At 35.3% G+C, this 14,809-nt stretch carries 16 protein-coding genes and 2 pseudogenes; 14 read left to right on the forward strand and 4 right to left on the reverse strand.

Annotation, left to right across the window (positions count from 1 at the left end):
* Positions 1–496: 496 nt before the first annotated feature.
* The 13 genes and pseudogenes from G4D76_RS10970 (at position 497) to G4D76_RS11030 (ending at position 10,469) form a co-directional block, all read left to right on the forward strand.
* A complete protein-coding gene (locus G4D76_RS10970; protein WP_092596292.1) occupies positions 497–730 on the forward strand; it encodes a heavy-metal-associated domain-containing protein in 234 nt (77 codons plus the stop codon).
* A gap of 83 nt (positions 731–813) precedes the next feature.
* Positions 814–1,377: a Dps family protein gene (locus tag G4D76_RS10975; protein ID WP_213809878.1), complete on the forward strand. Its 564-nt coding sequence runs from the start codon at positions 814–816 to the stop codon at positions 1,375–1,377.
* 289 nt (positions 1,378–1,666) lie between these two features.
* On the forward strand, positions 1,667–2,344 hold the full coding sequence (locus G4D76_RS10980) for a Crp/Fnr family transcriptional regulator (RefSeq protein ID WP_143016409.1): 678 nt from the start codon (positions 1,667–1,669) through the stop codon (positions 2,342–2,344).
* A 265-nt stretch (positions 2,345–2,609) separates the two neighbouring features.
* Complete coding sequence (locus tag G4D76_RS10985; RefSeq protein WP_092596282.1) at positions 2,610–4,517, forward strand: heavy metal translocating P-type ATPase; 1,908 nt, start codon at positions 2,610–2,612, stop codon at positions 4,515–4,517.
* Between the two features lie 114 nt (positions 4,518–4,631).
* A complete protein-coding gene (locus G4D76_RS10990; RefSeq protein WP_213809879.1) occupies positions 4,632–4,865 on the forward strand; it encodes a heavy-metal-associated domain-containing protein in 234 nt (77 codons plus the stop codon).
* A 191-nt stretch (positions 4,866–5,056) separates the two neighbouring features.
* The gene (locus tag G4D76_RS10995) at positions 5,057–5,326 is read left to right on the forward strand and encodes a hypothetical protein (RefSeq protein ID WP_207187089.1); all 270 of its coding nucleotides are present in this window, start codon (positions 5,057–5,059) and stop codon (positions 5,324–5,326) included.
* A 115-nt stretch (positions 5,327–5,441) separates the two neighbouring features.
* Complete coding sequence (locus G4D76_RS17035; protein WP_213809880.1) at positions 5,442–5,834, forward strand: multicopper oxidase domain-containing protein; 393 nt, start codon at positions 5,442–5,444, stop codon at positions 5,832–5,834.
* Complete coding sequence (locus G4D76_RS17040) at positions 5,831–6,100, forward strand: multicopper oxidase domain-containing protein (protein ID WP_256440474.1); 270 nt, start codon at positions 5,831–5,833, stop codon at positions 6,098–6,100. The genes G4D76_RS17035 and G4D76_RS17040 overlap by 4 nt, the downstream gene beginning before the upstream one ends.
* A gap of 22 nt (positions 6,101–6,122) precedes the next feature.
* Positions 6,123–6,872 carry a multicopper oxidase family protein gene (locus tag G4D76_RS11010; protein ID WP_213809881.1) on the forward strand — a complete coding sequence of 250 codons (750 nt, stop codon included), beginning with the start codon at positions 6,123–6,125 and terminating at the stop codon, positions 6,870–6,872.
* A gap of 624 nt (positions 6,873–7,496) precedes the next feature.
* A pseudogene (locus tag G4D76_RS11015) lies at positions 7,497–7,922 on the forward strand (AAA family ATPase); the annotation flags it as partial.
* Between the two features lie 82 nt (positions 7,923–8,004).
* Positions 8,005–8,970, forward strand: coding sequence for an ATP-dependent nuclease (locus G4D76_RS11020; RefSeq protein ID WP_371814686.1), 966 nt, complete (start codon positions 8,005–8,007; stop codon positions 8,968–8,970).
* Entirely contained in the window at positions 8,963–9,958 is a 996-nt protein-coding gene (locus G4D76_RS11025) for a DEAD/DEAH box helicase (protein WP_213809883.1), read from the forward strand. The genes G4D76_RS11020 and G4D76_RS11025 overlap by 8 nt, the downstream gene beginning before the upstream one ends.
* Positions 9,959–10,028: 70 nt before the next feature.
* Positions 10,029–10,469: a hypothetical protein gene (locus tag G4D76_RS11030; protein WP_213809884.1), complete on the forward strand. Its 441-nt coding sequence runs from the start codon at positions 10,029–10,031 to the stop codon at positions 10,467–10,469.
* Between the two features lie 613 nt (positions 10,470–11,082).
* Here the strand turns inward: G4D76_RS11030 and G4D76_RS11035 are convergent.
* The 4 genes from G4D76_RS11035 to G4D76_RS11050 all read right to left on the reverse strand — a co-directional run bounded on the left by G4D76_RS11035 (position 11,083) and on the right by G4D76_RS11050 (position 13,719).
* Positions 11,083–11,493 carry a type III toxin-antitoxin system ToxN/AbiQ family toxin gene (locus G4D76_RS11035; RefSeq protein WP_213811037.1) on the reverse strand — a complete coding sequence of 137 codons (411 nt, stop codon included), beginning with the start codon at positions 11,491–11,493 and terminating at the stop codon, positions 11,083–11,085.
* 663 nt (positions 11,494–12,156) lie between these two features.
* Positions 12,157–12,606, reverse strand: coding sequence for an immunoglobulin-like domain-containing protein (locus tag G4D76_RS11040; protein WP_213809885.1), 450 nt, complete (start codon positions 12,604–12,606; stop codon positions 12,157–12,159).
* A gap of 402 nt (positions 12,607–13,008) precedes the next feature.
* Positions 13,009–13,329, reverse strand: a complete 321-nt coding sequence (locus tag G4D76_RS11045; RefSeq protein ID WP_213809886.1) for a hypothetical protein — start codon at positions 13,327–13,329, stop codon at positions 13,009–13,011.
* A 156-nt stretch (positions 13,330–13,485) separates the two neighbouring features.
* The gene (locus tag G4D76_RS11050) at positions 13,486–13,719 is read right to left on the reverse strand and encodes a heavy-metal-associated domain-containing protein (RefSeq protein ID WP_213809887.1); all 234 of its coding nucleotides are present in this window, start codon (positions 13,717–13,719) and stop codon (positions 13,486–13,488) included.
* A 395-nt stretch (positions 13,720–14,114) separates the two neighbouring features.
* Here G4D76_RS11050 and G4D76_RS17045 point away from each other — a divergent pair.
* Positions 14,115–14,211, forward strand: a pseudogene (locus G4D76_RS17045) (YolD-like family protein); the annotation flags it as partial.
* Between the last annotated feature and the right edge of the window lie 598 nt (positions 14,212–14,809).

Here is a 14,809-nt window from a genome sequence, read left to right on the forward strand (position 1 = left end):
TATTTTGATCTATTTCGAATGTTTTCAAACATTCTTAAAAGAGTATTCTTGTGAACCACAATATTCTGTACTTAATTTAATACAATTGATCATAAATCTAAAATAAATACTAAGCAAGGTGTATACGGCGCTCTAATATTACCATTACGACCACTTAAACATTACCATCAAAATCGCACGACTCGCTACAACTTGAATTGGTTAATATATCATCTTCCTCATGCTGAATATTTTTTTACAGCCAGGTGATCTTAAAAAGAGAAAATATTTATGAAAATTCCATTCAATGCCATGAGGTTGATGATTTACCGTCCAAGAGGCAGAGGTGCAAATGCAGTAGAAAGATAATGAAATAAAGCGCTTTACGAGAGAAAATAAAAAATTTTAAATCAGCAATCAAAAATTGACTTACATCAATTTTTTTAACGGCAAAAAGTCGTATACTTAAATTGTAGAGAAGGAAACGAATAAAAATTATAAATAGGAGAGATATATTATGCAAAAAGCAACCATTCAATTAGAAACCCTATCATGTCCATCATGTATCCAGAAGATTGATAATGCCGTAAAAGGATTGGCCGGTGTTGAAAAAGACAGCGTCAAAGTAATGTTCAACGCAAGTAAAGTCAAAACAGAATTTGATGAAGCAGTCACAGCGATTGAAAATATAGAAAATGCGATCGAAAACCTCGGCTACCCGGTCACCAAATCAAAAGTAAAAGCTGTCTAGTTTACAATAAAATGAAATTATTTCCACAGTTTGTTTAGCAATAGTGTAAGCAAATAGTAAAAACAATAGGAGGAGGAACAAAAATGACACAAGATAAAACACCGCAAGAAAGATTGAAAGAGGAGCAAGAGCATAAAGAGCATGTCCACCATACAAAAATCAACGCAGCAGCCATTGCAGATCATATTTTAGGGAACATCCACACAATTCATGTAAAGTTACATCAATATCATTGGTATGTGAAGGGACCGCATTTCTTCAGTCTCCATGACAAATTGAAAGAACTGTACAACGTAAATGAAGAGTGGTTCGATAAAATCGCGGAACGATTGATTGCTTCCGGCCATAAACCAGCTTCGACAACTGCTGAATTAGAGAAATATTCCATGCTTTTAGAAGACCCAGCTGACAAGTATTTGGAAGCAGAAGAAATGATTGAAAATGTGATTGAAGATTTCAGAAGCACCCGTGGCTTAACCATTCGTGCTATCCATTTGGCACGAGAAGAAGGCGATGATGTGCTGGAAGATACATTGATTGCTTTCAAAAAGTATTTGTATGAAAATATTTGGATGTTGCAAGCCTATCTTGGCAAAGAAGCATTGGAAGATGACGATGATTTTGAAGTGGATGATGACGAAGAATAAACTTACCTTGCGCACATTAAATATTTGTAATTTAGCCTAGCCAAAAAAATAAATTGTTTTTTTGGCTAGGCTGCTTTTGAATAAATTTAAGATGAAACGCCTGATTGATGAAGTCATCACGGATGAAACCACTTATAATCGAATCCACGGGGTAATGAGATCTTGAATTTGAATTGACGTTCAGTTTCATTATATTTTTATCGAGTCCTACAGAATGTGATCTATCACTACGCAAGACTTTTCCGTGGACCAGAATGTCACCATCAAATATTGAAAGGAGGCGAAATCGTTGTTTGTAGAGTACCTATCATCCATGAAGGTTTTTGAAGCTTTGAACAAAGAAGAGATTTCTGCTATCGCTGAAATCTCTTATCATAAAAATATAGAAAAAGACACCCACCTGTTTCATATGGGGGAAGCAATGACCAATGTCTATTTTGTAATCAGAGGCAACATAAAAATATACTTCATTAATGAAGAAGGCCGTGAGCAGATCATCAACTTCCTCGGCAAAAATGAGATGTTTCCGCACCATGCGATATTGAGGAGTGACCCTTATTTGGCAAGCGCAGTGTCAAGCGAAAATTCCGAAGTAGTTTTCATAGATAAAAGGGACTTTGAAGATGTGATCCGGAAAAATCCGAATATCGCGGTCAAACTGCTCAATTATATAGGAGAAATAATCATCGACCTCCAGTACCGGCTCCAGGAGAAGATTTCAAAACCGACGGGCAAGCAAGTCCTCCTGCTGATTCGCCGGCTTGCATATGCCCATGGGCTTGTACTTGGTGATGGCCGGCGTGAAATCACGTTGAAGCTCACCAAGCATGAGATGGCGAACATGATTGGTCTCGCACGCGAAACGGTCAGCCGTAACCTCTCAATATTCAGGAAACTCGGCATATTGGAAATTAGCAAATCCGGCAGGATGATTGTCGATTTGGATGAGCTGGAGACGTATGTTTAATTGATTGACTGTCTATCGGCCCGAACCAACAGTCCAAAATCTGACTGATTCATCTATGATCCCTTCTGACGTTTACAAAAAGGAGCCTTCATTAATTTAATTTTCATCTGTAATCGCTCAGTTGAGCGCCATAGAGATTGTTAACAGACTAATCAAAGGGTGGCCACACCGAAATTTTATAATCTTGACCTCAGTCAATTTTTATACGACGCTAAAACTTTATACTTTAACCAACAAGAAAATATAGAGAGATGGAGGAAATATCATGCAGAGAGCTATATTAGATATGAAAAACTTGATTACGTTGGTCAGTGCGACATTAATCATACTTGGGTTCTATGGCCGATTTGGTTTGGGTAACATGTTCATCTTCGATTTGTCACTCATCATTGCATCTGTCATTGGGATTACACCAATCGCAATTCAAGCTTATCAGGCATTGAAAGTAAAAGTTATCAGTATTGACGTATTAGTCACAATTGCCGTCATCGGCGCCGTGCTGATTCAAAATTATGAAGAATCAGCGATTGTTACATTCTTATTCTTATTTGGATCTTATTTGGAACAGCGCACACTCAAAAGGACAAGATCTGCCATCAAAGAATTAACGGAAATGGCGCCGGAAAGTGCTTTGAAACAAAATGCGGCTGGTGAATTTGAAGAAGTGGACGTTGATGATGTGGATGAAGGCGACGTTTTATTAGTAAAAACAGGTGCGAAAATACCCGTCGATGGTACAGTGTTAACCGGTGAAGCACATATTAATGAGGCAAGCATTACCGGCGAAGCCGTTCCAGTGAGTAAAGTGAACGGATCAGAAGTATTCGCAGGCACAATTTTAGAAAACGGAACGATTCAAATTGAAGCCGACCGTGTCGGTGAAGATACAACGTTTGGTAAGATTATAGAATTGGTAGAAGAAGCACAAGATTCAAAATCGGAAGCCGAACGCTTTATCGACAGATTCTCGAAATACTATACACCGGCAGTTCTGGTACTGGGTATCATCGTCTGGGCGTTTACAAGAAATATTGAATTGGCCATTACAGTTCTGGTTCTCGGGTGTCCGGGTGCTTTAGTAATCGGTGTCCCTGTATCCAACGTTTCCGGTATCGGAAATGGTGCACGTAATGGTGTACTTCTTAAAGGAAGTGAGGTCATCAATGACTTCAGTAATGTTGACACAATGGTATTTGATAAAACGGGTACATTGACCATTGGAAATCCTGAAGTTGCAGAAAAAGAATTTTATGGAGATAACATGGATGAAGTACTTGGATATCTTGCCAGTGTAGAGCGGGAATCAGATCATCCGCTGGCAAAAGCTGTGCTGCAGGATATTGGACCAGCGAACTTCTCTGAAGTAGATGAAACTGAAGTCGTAAAAGGCGGTGGTATCGTCGCTAAAGTAGCCGGCCACAGCGTCGCGGTAGGAAATGTGTATTTAATGGAAAAAGAAAATGTTGAGCTGAATGACAAGGTTAAAAAAGATCTGAAACGTTATGAGGAAAATGGAAACTCTCTTGTGCTTACAGCAGTTGATGGCGTATTACAAGTATTGATGGGAATCCGGGATCAAATTCGGCCAGGTGTTAAAGAAGACCTGCAGCACTTAAAAAAACTGGGTGTTAAAAACCTGGTTGTACTTTCCGGCGATAACCAGGGAACTGTCGATGCCGTTGCCAGCGAACTTGGATTAACAGAAGCACATGGACATATGCTGCCGGAAGGCAAATCAGCTTATATTGAAAAACTTCAGTCAGAAGGGCAAATTGTAGCGTTTGTCGGAGATGGAGTGAACGACAGTCCTTCATTGGCACTGGCCGATATCGGTATTGCCATGGGCAGCGGAACAGATGTTGCAATTGAAACCTCAGACGTTGTCTTGATGAACTCCGACTTCAGCAGATTACCACATGCCTTAGGATTGACAAAAGCGACAGCGAACAATATGAAGCAGAACATAGCCATCGCAGTCGGTGTGGTACTGATCCTGCTGACGGCGTTACTATTCAGTAACTGGATGAACATGACGATTGGTATGCTGGTGCATGAATTGAGTATCCTTGTTGTAATCTTCAATGCTATGAGACTGATGATTTACCGGCCAAGAGGTAAAAATGCTAATAAGCAGAATGATTATGGAACAAGACGCTCTGTGAGAAAAAGTTAAGAACTTTTAAAAAACATTCAAAACTTGATCTGCATCAATTTTTATAACAGCAAAAGACCATATACTTGAATTATAGAGAAGGAAACGAATAAGAATAAATAGGTGAGATATAATATGCAAAAAGCAACCATTCAATTAGAAACGTTATCATGTCCATCATGTATCCAGAAGATTGATAATGCGGTAAAAGGATTGGATGGTGTTGAAAAAGACAGCGTTAAAGTCATGTTCAACGCAAGTAAAATCAAAGCTGATTTCAATGAAACAGTGACAACAGTTGAAAGTATAGAAAATGTGATTGAAAAACTGGGTTATCCGGTCATCAAATCAAAAGTAAAAACTGCTTGATCAAATTATTTATTTCCATTTTAACTGATTCCGGACATTCAATCGATTGTCTGGAATCTTTTATCATGAATCAATAGATAGGTAAGAGCTTAACTTTAACCAAAGCCGGTACACTATAATTAAGTTTAAGATAAATATTTTTGGAGAGACTATTATGAGTGAATATAGTCGAGATTATGAGAAGGAGAGATATGAAAATGAACAAATACACTTTCACTTACAATCTGGTTGATGGCACAAAAGTGATTTTTGAAAATATTGAAGGAAAGACGCCTCAGAGTGCTTTGAACAGTATTAAAGTCGTTGAAAATGAAAATATTTGCGGCCTGGAAAAAGTGGACGGTGATATAACCACCATGATTCATATTTTTAAAGCGAATATATTAACAATGGAGGTATCCTACCCGACGGAAGAATCAGTTCAAGCTCGTAAAAGTAAGGCAAAAGCAGCAAAAAAATAGAACTAGAATAATATAAGATATCTTTTAACCGCCCCGCATCAAAATATGATGCGAGGGTGGTACTATATAAAAGCATAAAATTTTCATGTAATTTAAAATATGTAAGAGAGATTGAATGCTGATTAATTCAGACAATCATTTTAAAAAATTGGATATGAGTTACCAGCCCTCATCGTTAGATACAATATTCCGCAGTGATGATGAAGTTAAAATCATTGAAAATGACATCGAATCACGTCCATTGAATATCCCTTCTTTACTCGAACCAACCAGCCAGACAGACGGCCAAATAGAATATGAAATCAGAGCCCGGAGCGGAGAAACAGAAATCATCCCCGGACGAAAAACGCCGTCTCGGGGTTATAATGGAGATTTGTTAGGGCCGACGATAAAGCTTAAAAAAAATCAACAGGTCAAGATTCATACCGGCAATGATATGGATGAAGTGACACCTATCATTGGCATGGTCTCATTGTTGACGAAGCTTCAGATGGCGGACCACAAATGACTATTGAACCTGATGAAACAAAAACAATTGACTTTAATGTTGATAATGAAGCAGCAACATTATGGTATCACCCCCATCCGCACGGTTTGACTTCAAAGCAGGTGTATGAAGGCTTAGGTGGGATGATTATAGTGGAAGATGAAAATACCGAGCGATTGAAAAAACACCTCCCTCATGAGTATGGGGTGGATGATATTCCGGTTGTCGTACAAGATCGTTTCCTGGTTGACGGGTACAAGTTGGATTACGACGATAAAAAGTATTGATGGTACGGGAGGCGACACATTGTTGCTGAACGGTACAGCAAACGCCACCTTTGATGCTGACGGGCGCTACTTGCGAATGCGTCTGCTTAATGGTTCGAACGTAACAAATTTTGAGTTTTCATTACAAAACCACACTACATTTTATCAAATCGCCACAGACGGTGGCTTGTTAAATTATCCAATTGAACTCAAGCATTTATTTTTGTCTGCAGGTGAACGTGCTGAAATCATTATTGACTTGGAAGGTTATAAGGAAGAAGAAGTTAAATTATTTGTTAACGGAGTGACCGGTTTAACAATCAGGCGCGGAGAGAATAAAAACAATGCCGATTTTAATCCGAACATGTCCCTTCGCACAGAGATGCTTCCAGTTATTCAACCACATGAGGTCGCTAAGTATCCAAAGAAATTGATGTTGATGGCCGGAACAGATTATCGTGTATCCATCAATGGCAGGAAATATGACCCTGATAGAATTGACACTACTCAGCCTCTGGGTGAATATCAAGTCTGGGAAATTGTCAACGCCAAGGATGAAATGGAAAATTTAATTCATCCTTACCATGTTCATGGTGTGCAATTTAGAATTTTAGATCGGGATGGTAAGATACCGCCCAGAAATGAACAAGGTTGGAAAGATACAGTGCTGGTTAACCCAGGTGAAACGGTTCATATTTTATTGAAATTTACCAAACCGGGTAAGTTCATGTATCATTGCCATATATTAGAGCATGAAGAACATGGCATGATGGGTCATGTAGAAATTGATTAAAAGTAAAAATTACTATGTATTAATAGGGTGTCTATCGAAAATCCCAGAAGCATCACTTATTTTATAAATGTTAATCAGTCATTATAGACTGTGTCCATTATCTCTATATTTAGAGGTAATGGACATTTTTAAATTTTAAAATATTAATGTCTTTATGATTAATTGGGGATATCTGATAAAACGCAGGTGTAATCGGCAAAGGGCTCCTCTTTAATGAACTTCATCCTAATTATTGTATTTAATATTTAGCGAAGTATGTGTCGCTTTCGATGTTATTTTGCGTAACCAACTTTAAAACTCGACTGTCTTCAGGAAAAGATAAGTTGTTTTTTAACTATAGTGCAAGTTAGCTCCTAAATCAGTGCAAGATATCAAAATGACACTAAAACCAGTGAAATCAATATCCCTGTGATGTCTATTTAGGATCTACCCTATTAAAACATGTAATTTAAATACTTAATTTTTTAAATTATATATATAATGAGAAATGGGAGGAAGTATTATATTTCCTATAGTTTAGAATTAAATATTTAGTAAGACGGATGGGAGCTTAAATATGTTTATAAAAACAATAAAAATTAAAAACTTCAAACAATTTAAAAATCTTGATCTGAATTTAAATCCAAAAAAAATATCTTTATTGGTGAAAATGGCGCTGGTAAATCCTCTATTATAGAAGGGATTAGTTATGTCTTATCAGGTAATGATAAAGTAATAGAGAAGGTCGGTAAGCAGTCTCTTTTTAATACAGAGATAATAAATGACTTTCTCATTAGTGATAGAGAATATAATAATTTGCCAGTATTATCTATAGAGATATTTATTGATTCAAACACTAATTTTGAGCTAGAGGGAAAACATAATTCAGAAGGAGAAGAATTCAGCGGTCTTGTTATGAAAATAGAACCTAATGATACTTATTCAGAAGAAATCTCTAAATCCTTACGAGAAAGCGATACATTTCCTTTTGATTATTACAAAATTGATTTTAAAACCTTTGATGGAAGAAATTATAATAGTTATAAAAGATATTTAAGATTCTTTTATTGATTCTTCTAGAATAAATTCAAGCAATGCTACTCAAAGATTCATAGAAAATCTTTATAAAGAAGAAGTCAGTGCTAATGAACGCATAAGGTTACAGCATGAGTATAGAAAACAAACAGAAACTTTCTCTACCAACGAACTAAATTTCGATAAGGAAGGGGAGTATGAGCTTAGTTTGAGTTCACATAGAGGGAGATTCCTAGAAGAGAATTTAACTATCAGAAAAGAAAATGTAGATATTTCTCAACTAGGTAAAGGGGATCATATGTTTTTTAATATTGATTTTGCCTTATCAAGAAGTCAAAAGGTTAGTAATATAGTTTTAATAGAGGAACCTGAAAACCATCTTAGTCATTTAAACATGAAATTAATACAAAAAATGGTTGAAGCTGAAGAAAATCAAGTTTTTATTGCTACTCATAGTAATATGATAACTACTAGGCTAGACTTGCAGAATGCAATTTTCCTGGCGAATGGGAGCGCAATTAAGTTAGAAGATTTAGATGATGAAACAGCTCGCTTCTTTATGAAAGCTCCAGATACAAATGTTCTCGACTTTATTTTAGCCAATAAGATAATTCTTGTAGAAGGAAATGCCGAGTATATTCTTTTGTCTTCATTGTTTAAAAGAATGTTTGGTACAGAACTGTATAATAAAAATATTGCTATTATTTCAGTTGGAGGACTTTCATTTAAAAGGTATTTAAATATAGCTTTAGAACTTGGAAAAAAAGTTGCTGTGATAACTGATAACGATGGTGACTATGCAAAAAATATATTAGATTTATATAATGAATATCAATCTGATAATATTAAAGTATTTGCTCCAGAAAACGAAGAAGATTATACTTTCGAAGTTTCTATATATAGAAACAACACATCTTTATTAGATCGCACCCTTAAAACACCACAGATGAGTAATGGTTTTCAAGATTATATGTTAGCCAATAAAGCTGAATCTGCCTTTAGGATACTCGAAAAAATATTGATGATGATTTCTATAATGAGTTTACCATCCCTAAACATTTGTGCGAGGCGTGTCAATGGATAAATTAATGTTACATGCGGTAGCTGGTTCTGGAAAAACAACTCATATTTTAAACGACTTAAGTACAGAAAAAAGAAGTGCAGTGATTACATATACTGTGGCAAATAAAGAATCTTTAAAGAAGAAAATAGTTAATAAATTCTCTTATCCTCCCGAGAACATACGTGTATTTGGTTTATTTGAGTTTTTGTACGGATTTTGTTTTAGACCGTTGCAGATTAACCGTACAAATAATGGTATATGTTTTGATCGTCCTCCTTATTATCTCAAAGGGTATTTTAATGACAATAGTCAAATATATTCTAATCAACTATCCAGATTTATAATGAGAGAAGAATTAAATTATTTAAATAGGATAGAAAAATATTTTGATCATCTTTATATTGATGAAGTTCAAGATCTGCACTCTGATGATTTTGATTGGCTGATGACATTGAGTAACTTAAAAATCCCAGTAACTCTAGTTGGGGATTTTTATCAATCTACATTTGCTACAAGTCGAAGAGGAAATAAGAGTGCAACTTTATTTTCAAATTATACTGCTTACAAAAGAAAATTTGAAAATAATGGGTATCATTTTGATGAATCAACTCTTAACAAAAGTTATAGGTGTTCAAGGAATATAAGCGAATTTGTCACAAGCAATTTAGGCATAGATATGGATTCCCATAACTTGAAGGAAAGTGAAATTGAAGTTATAGATGAAAAAGAAGAGATAGTTAGTATTATGAATAACAATAATATTAAAAAATTGTTCTACAATAAGTCATCCACTTACTTGGGAAATTGCGATAACTGGGGTAACTCAAAAGGCCAACAATTTAATGATGTGTGTGTGATTTTAAACCCAGCTACACTAAAAATATTTCCAGATAAATTGTATGATTTAGCACCAACTACTTTAAAAAAACTGTATGTCGCTTGTACTAGAAGTAAGAATAATTTATATTTTATCAATCAAGAATTAGTACCAAAGACCTTTATAAAGTAACAATAATAACATTAGGAGTATTTATTTTAAGGAGATTGATTTTGAAGAGTTAGAGAAGATAAGTAAAGGAATGAAACAGTTGATAAGATTACCTAATTATGAATATGAAGATATAGAATCTTTGTTTGCCAGTTTTCAAGAGACCTTAAAGCCTAAAAGAAATGGGACAAAAGAATTCAGCGATTTAACAATAGAAGATGAAAAAGAGTATACAGAAATAATAAAATGGCTGAAGGATAAAGGATATTATATTAAACAATTTCCGAATGCAATTCAAAGACAGCAAAACTTTAAAAGTTTTGCATATGATGAGATAAGAAGTTATATCAGAGTTAATAAAGGCTATGGAGCATCAGATTCTATTCCTTGGTCAGAGCGTAGGGAGCTAATTACGAAGTTGAAATTATGCAATAGAAGTGATTACAGCTCATTTAATGTGAATAAAGACCTAGACCATATAATCAAAGATATTTCGAATGGCAGGGGCTATTTAGACACAAACGGTAGATGACCAATTAGCGACTTTATGCAATTGCATAGAATATTTTTTAAAAGAAAAAAAGAAATTTAAAGAGATTTCTTCAGATTTATTCTATGGTTTTTTAGATAATAATGATTTAAAAAAATTTAGACAAGACACACAAATTTTTAGACATGCTACTAAAGAGACTTTGGAAGAAAGAAAATTTTGGGATGATAATAGAAAAAAGTTCTATATACGTTTAGGAATAAATATGGTTACTAAAATTCATCAAAAGAGTAAAGATTCACAATCATATTAATTAGTAATCCACTACAAGATTAAGACGTGTCCCCATGGGCAAAACCGATGATTTATTTTTTTGGACAAATAAGCCTAATATCTTCAGTAATAAGCTCGATTATAGATATCGGATTACTTCCAAATTACCACCATTTATTGGAAAAATCAAAGGAGATGAAATATAGCTCTCACTATAAACCAGATTGTGCCCAGTACTAATCTATATTTTACTTAAAGTCTATTCCTCTTCGTATATTAAGGAAGGAGCTAGGTTTTTATCTAAAGGTTCATAAAATCACACTTAAAACTGGCGAAAGGGAGAAGGACTTACTGAACTGAATCTTAAATATCTCCATGAAAATTACTTCTTAAAATTTACGTATTCTTTTTCTAACTGTTTATAGTCGCAAGAAATTTTAGCAGGGAAATTATCTGCCTTGATTACATCTTCATACCAATTCCTAGCTTTTTGTTGAATGTCTTCTTGATTACTAATTATGTAACTGTATTCCTTTTGTAGCAGTCTTTGATAATGCCTTTCCTCTTTACTAAAATCCATTTTCTCAACTTCAGTAGGAAGGACAGGAAACATATTTATATGGAGAACTGCCAATTTCTCCGTCTGGTCTTTACCATAGATTTTTATAACTGAATTGTTTCTGATCTTATCGTGTTTTTCAGGTTTATAGGAGGATAGAGGTGCGTAATATTGAATGGTACCAATATTAAGAAGGATACCAACATAGGGTCTGACTCTACTTTCATTCGTTATTTAGAATTTTTTGAATCAATAGTTCGTAAAAATTTAATATAATCATCGTTTATTCTAAAGAAACTTAATTTATCATCTGTCATTATTTCTCCTTCTTTTTCTATAAAGAGAAGGGGATAGTGATTTAATCACTATCCCCTTCTCAATTTATAGGTCGCATTATCTGGCAGCGAAACACCAATTTTATAGGTCACGCTTAATGGCGGTGAAACGCCAATTTATAGGTCACATTTTATGGTAGTGAAACACCAATATTTCTATTACCTTAATTAGTATTATGAGCTATTGTCAATGGCAAACGCCTAGTTAGGAACTTGGGTTAATGTTTATTTAGCGTCTACCCTATTAATACTTATAATGAATTTTAAATTTATTTGCATACGGCGCTGCAGAGTTACCATGAAAACACGATTACGATACCATGCAAATCGCGTTATTGTTACCAGCTGAATCGGCAGTGTGAGTACCACTTTATACTATCCCCGTAAAGATGCACCACTCCATCCGTTTCTCTGCGGTAAATCGCCGTCGCCCATTCACGGTCCATTTTCTTTCCGCATTGTATCACCGTATGTTGCCTTGCCGATAAATAAATATGCCACTTTGCCGAGTTCCATATTATGCCTCCAGCGTTTTAAATTATAGGGTTAAATCACTTTAAACTCATCTGTCAACCAGAATACGTTCTCTTCCATGATACCTGAAAGCTTTGACGACACGGTAAACACCGCTGTTCAAAGTCAGGTGATACTCTTCAGGATCGATAATGATTTCATCAATTTCTCCAGGGGATATCACCTTACCATAATTATCAAATTCTAAAAAATCAGAAAAGGCCATGTCGTCAAAAGCGAGCATATACCACTCGCTTCCGACTTTCTTTTCAATATAGAAAAACTCACCGTAACCAAATAAAGAGTGGCCGGAATTTATAATGTTCAGTTCGATGATTGTCTCCTCCGGCTGCCCGACTGTCATATGCAAATCATTTTTTGAACCGGGCAGGTCCTGCCTGGGGCTTGGTTCATCAAGTAAATCCGGAGTGATCGGTGTGATACATGCAGTCAAAATAAATGGAATGAATAACATCATAAGGAGTGAATATTTTTTCATTCAAACACCTTCCTCACCCCTATTATATGCCAATATGTAAAAAGGCGAAGAGACCTCCGCCCTAATTTTCCATCATCTTAATATTTTTATCATTGAATTTCGTGATTTTCAGTACTGACAGAGCGATTTTGAGCCTAGTTAATGATAAAGATTATACCAGTTACCACCATTAGAAGCTCTATGGGTGACTGCGTTTTAAATAAACCATGAAATTCGAATTATATTCGATGGAATATTTTTCTAATAAAACAAAGTATTTAAACAGAGACATTTTATGTCACGCATTTTTCATATAAAAAACCCCAAGTATCCCTCTGGTTATAGGATTTTTGGGGTTTAGACCATCAAACTTGAGATATTAATTCCTATGACAACTGGAACCTCCCCAGCCTCGAAATCCAGTTACTTGTGATGCGCATCTATTAGCAAATCCAGTTTTGTATCCACAGCTTCGATGGAAGATTTGTCCAGATGGGAGTCATCGTATTGTATACCATGGCCTCTCAGGACCTGGTTCAGTTTAGGATGAAGACTCTCCAAAGTATAGTTTTCCATCTCACCCGGTTCGCCCCCGTGGGCCCTGCAAAGATCATTTACTTTAGAGTGTAATGACTCGATAGTGTTTAAATCCACTTTCGTTTCATCAAATTCCGCCCCGTGGTCCTTCAAAAGGAAATTCAACTTTTCATGATACTTTTCATAGTCTCGACTATGTTCACTCATAATATTCCCTCCAAGATATATTCATCTTAAAACTTAATTATAGTGTACCCACTTTGGTTGAAATTAAACCCTTACATATTTTTTGATTCATGATAAAAGATCCCAGACAATCGATGGAATATCTGGGATCAGTTAAAGTGAAAATGATTAATTTGATCAGGCAACTTTTACTTTTGATTTGACGACCGGGTAGCCTAGGTTTTCAATCGCATTTTCTATATTTTCAATCGTTGTGACTGCTTCATCAAAATCTGCTTTGACTTTACTTGCGTTGAACATGACTTTGACGCTGTCTTTTTCCACACCGTCCAAACCTTTTACAGCGTTATCAATCTTCTGGATACATGATGGACATGATAAAGTTTCTAATTGAATGGTTGCTTTTTGCATAATATACTCTCCTATTTATAATTTTTATCCGTTTCTTTCTCTACAATTCAAGTATACGACTTTTTGCCGTTAAAATAATTGATGTAAATCAATTTTTGATTGGTCATTTAAAATTCTTGATTTTCTCAGGCAAGACGCTTTGTTTCATCATCTTTCTGCTGCATTGGCGCCTCTGCCTCTTGGACGGTAAATCATCAATCTCATCGCATTGAATGCCATCTCCATAAATGTGCCGAATGTCACTTGAATGCGACACTCAAAGCATTTAGCACGCTTACCATTTTAAAGATAATCTGGCATAAAAAAACCTCAGAATGAGGATAGTGGTGACATATGCTTCGATTCAGGTGGTATCGAGGCGTGCGATTTTGGTGGTAACATTTACGCCGTAAGCAATACCAAGAGAGCAACTAAATAGTAATATTCCTCAGGGGCGAGGGATGATAAAATGGCAACCTTTCGCAACTATGCCGGAACAATACGAGCGTATTGCTAAGATCATGGAAGATCATGCAAAGATTGGAAAACCTCTGATTAATGAGGGTATGGTTGCTTATAATGAACGATTATTAGTGGAATTATTAAATTAAAATGTATTTATAAGGTATTGGTCAGAAGGATATGAAGTTTTTCTACGGTGCAGTGTCGAATACTTGTGTCATTTTTGGCGATAAAATGCACGTATTTTAAGTGTTAATTTACATAACTAACTTTAAAATCCAGCTGTCTCCATGAAAAATAAGTTAGGCTTTTTAACTATAGTGTAAGTTATCACCTAAATCAGTGCAGAATAACATCGAAAGTGACACTGTAATTTTAAACTATATACATGTAAAATGAAAATTAAAGAAGATGCAAGGTATCATCTAAAATTAATCTAGACTCTAAAATGGTCGTATATGATACGCTTAAAATGAGTTTTCCGACCTAAGAAAATCATAGTAGTAATCATGCATAACCTATATCCACAAAATAGATGAAAACAAAGCAAGTCAAAAGTATGAACTAAAAAATTATGTTAAAGAAGTGGAGAGGTATCAAAGAAGGGCGACGAGGGAGAAGCGAAGGTATTAAAATACAAGAAGAATAG

It is taken from the genome of Jeotgalicoccus sp. WY2 (assembly GCF_018437745.1).
Taxonomy (GTDB): Bacteria; Bacillota; Bacilli; order Staphylococcales; family Salinicoccaceae; genus Jeotgalicoccus; species Jeotgalicoccus psychrophilus.

Bases quoted from the DNA above. Each gene is read 5' to 3' on its own strand.
- G4D76_RS11025 (WP_213809883.1), top strand. From the start codon at position 8,963: ATGGATAAATTAATGTTACATGCGGTAGCTGGTTCTGGAAAAACAACT.
- G4D76_RS17035 (WP_213809880.1), top strand. From the start codon at position 5,442: ATGCTGATTAATTCAGACAATCATTTTAAAAAATTGGATATGAGTTAC.
- G4D76_RS11040 (WP_213809885.1), bottom strand. From the start codon at position 12,606: ATGAAAAAATATTCACTCCTTATGATGTTATTCATTCCATTTATTTTG.
- G4D76_RS10970 (WP_092596292.1), top strand. From the start codon at position 497: ATGCAAAAAGCAACCATTCAATTAGAAACCCTATCATGTCCATCATGT.
- G4D76_RS17040 (WP_256440474.1), top strand. From the start codon at position 5,831: ATGACTATTGAACCTGATGAAACAAAAACAATTGACTTTAATGTTGAT.
- G4D76_RS10990 (WP_213809879.1), top strand. From the start codon at position 4,632: ATGCAAAAAGCAACCATTCAATTAGAAACGTTATCATGTCCATCATGT.
- G4D76_RS10975 (WP_213809878.1), top strand. From the start codon at position 814: ATGACACAAGATAAAACACCGCAAGAAAGATTGAAAGAGGAGCAAGAG.
- G4D76_RS10985 (WP_092596282.1), top strand. From the start codon at position 2,610: ATGCAGAGAGCTATATTAGATATGAAAAACTTGATTACGTTGGTCAGT.
- G4D76_RS11050 (WP_213809887.1), bottom strand. From the start codon at position 13,719: ATGCAAAAAGCAACCATTCAATTAGAAACTTTATCATGTCCATCATGT.
- G4D76_RS11045 (WP_213809886.1), bottom strand. From the start codon at position 13,329: ATGAGTGAACATAGTCGAGACTATGAAAAGTATCATGAAAAGTTGAAT.
- G4D76_RS11030 (WP_213809884.1), top strand. From the start codon at position 10,029: ATGAAACAGTTGATAAGATTACCTAATTATGAATATGAAGATATAGAA.
- G4D76_RS10995 (WP_207187089.1), top strand. From the start codon at position 5,057: ATGAAAATGAACAAATACACTTTCACTTACAATCTGGTTGATGGCACA.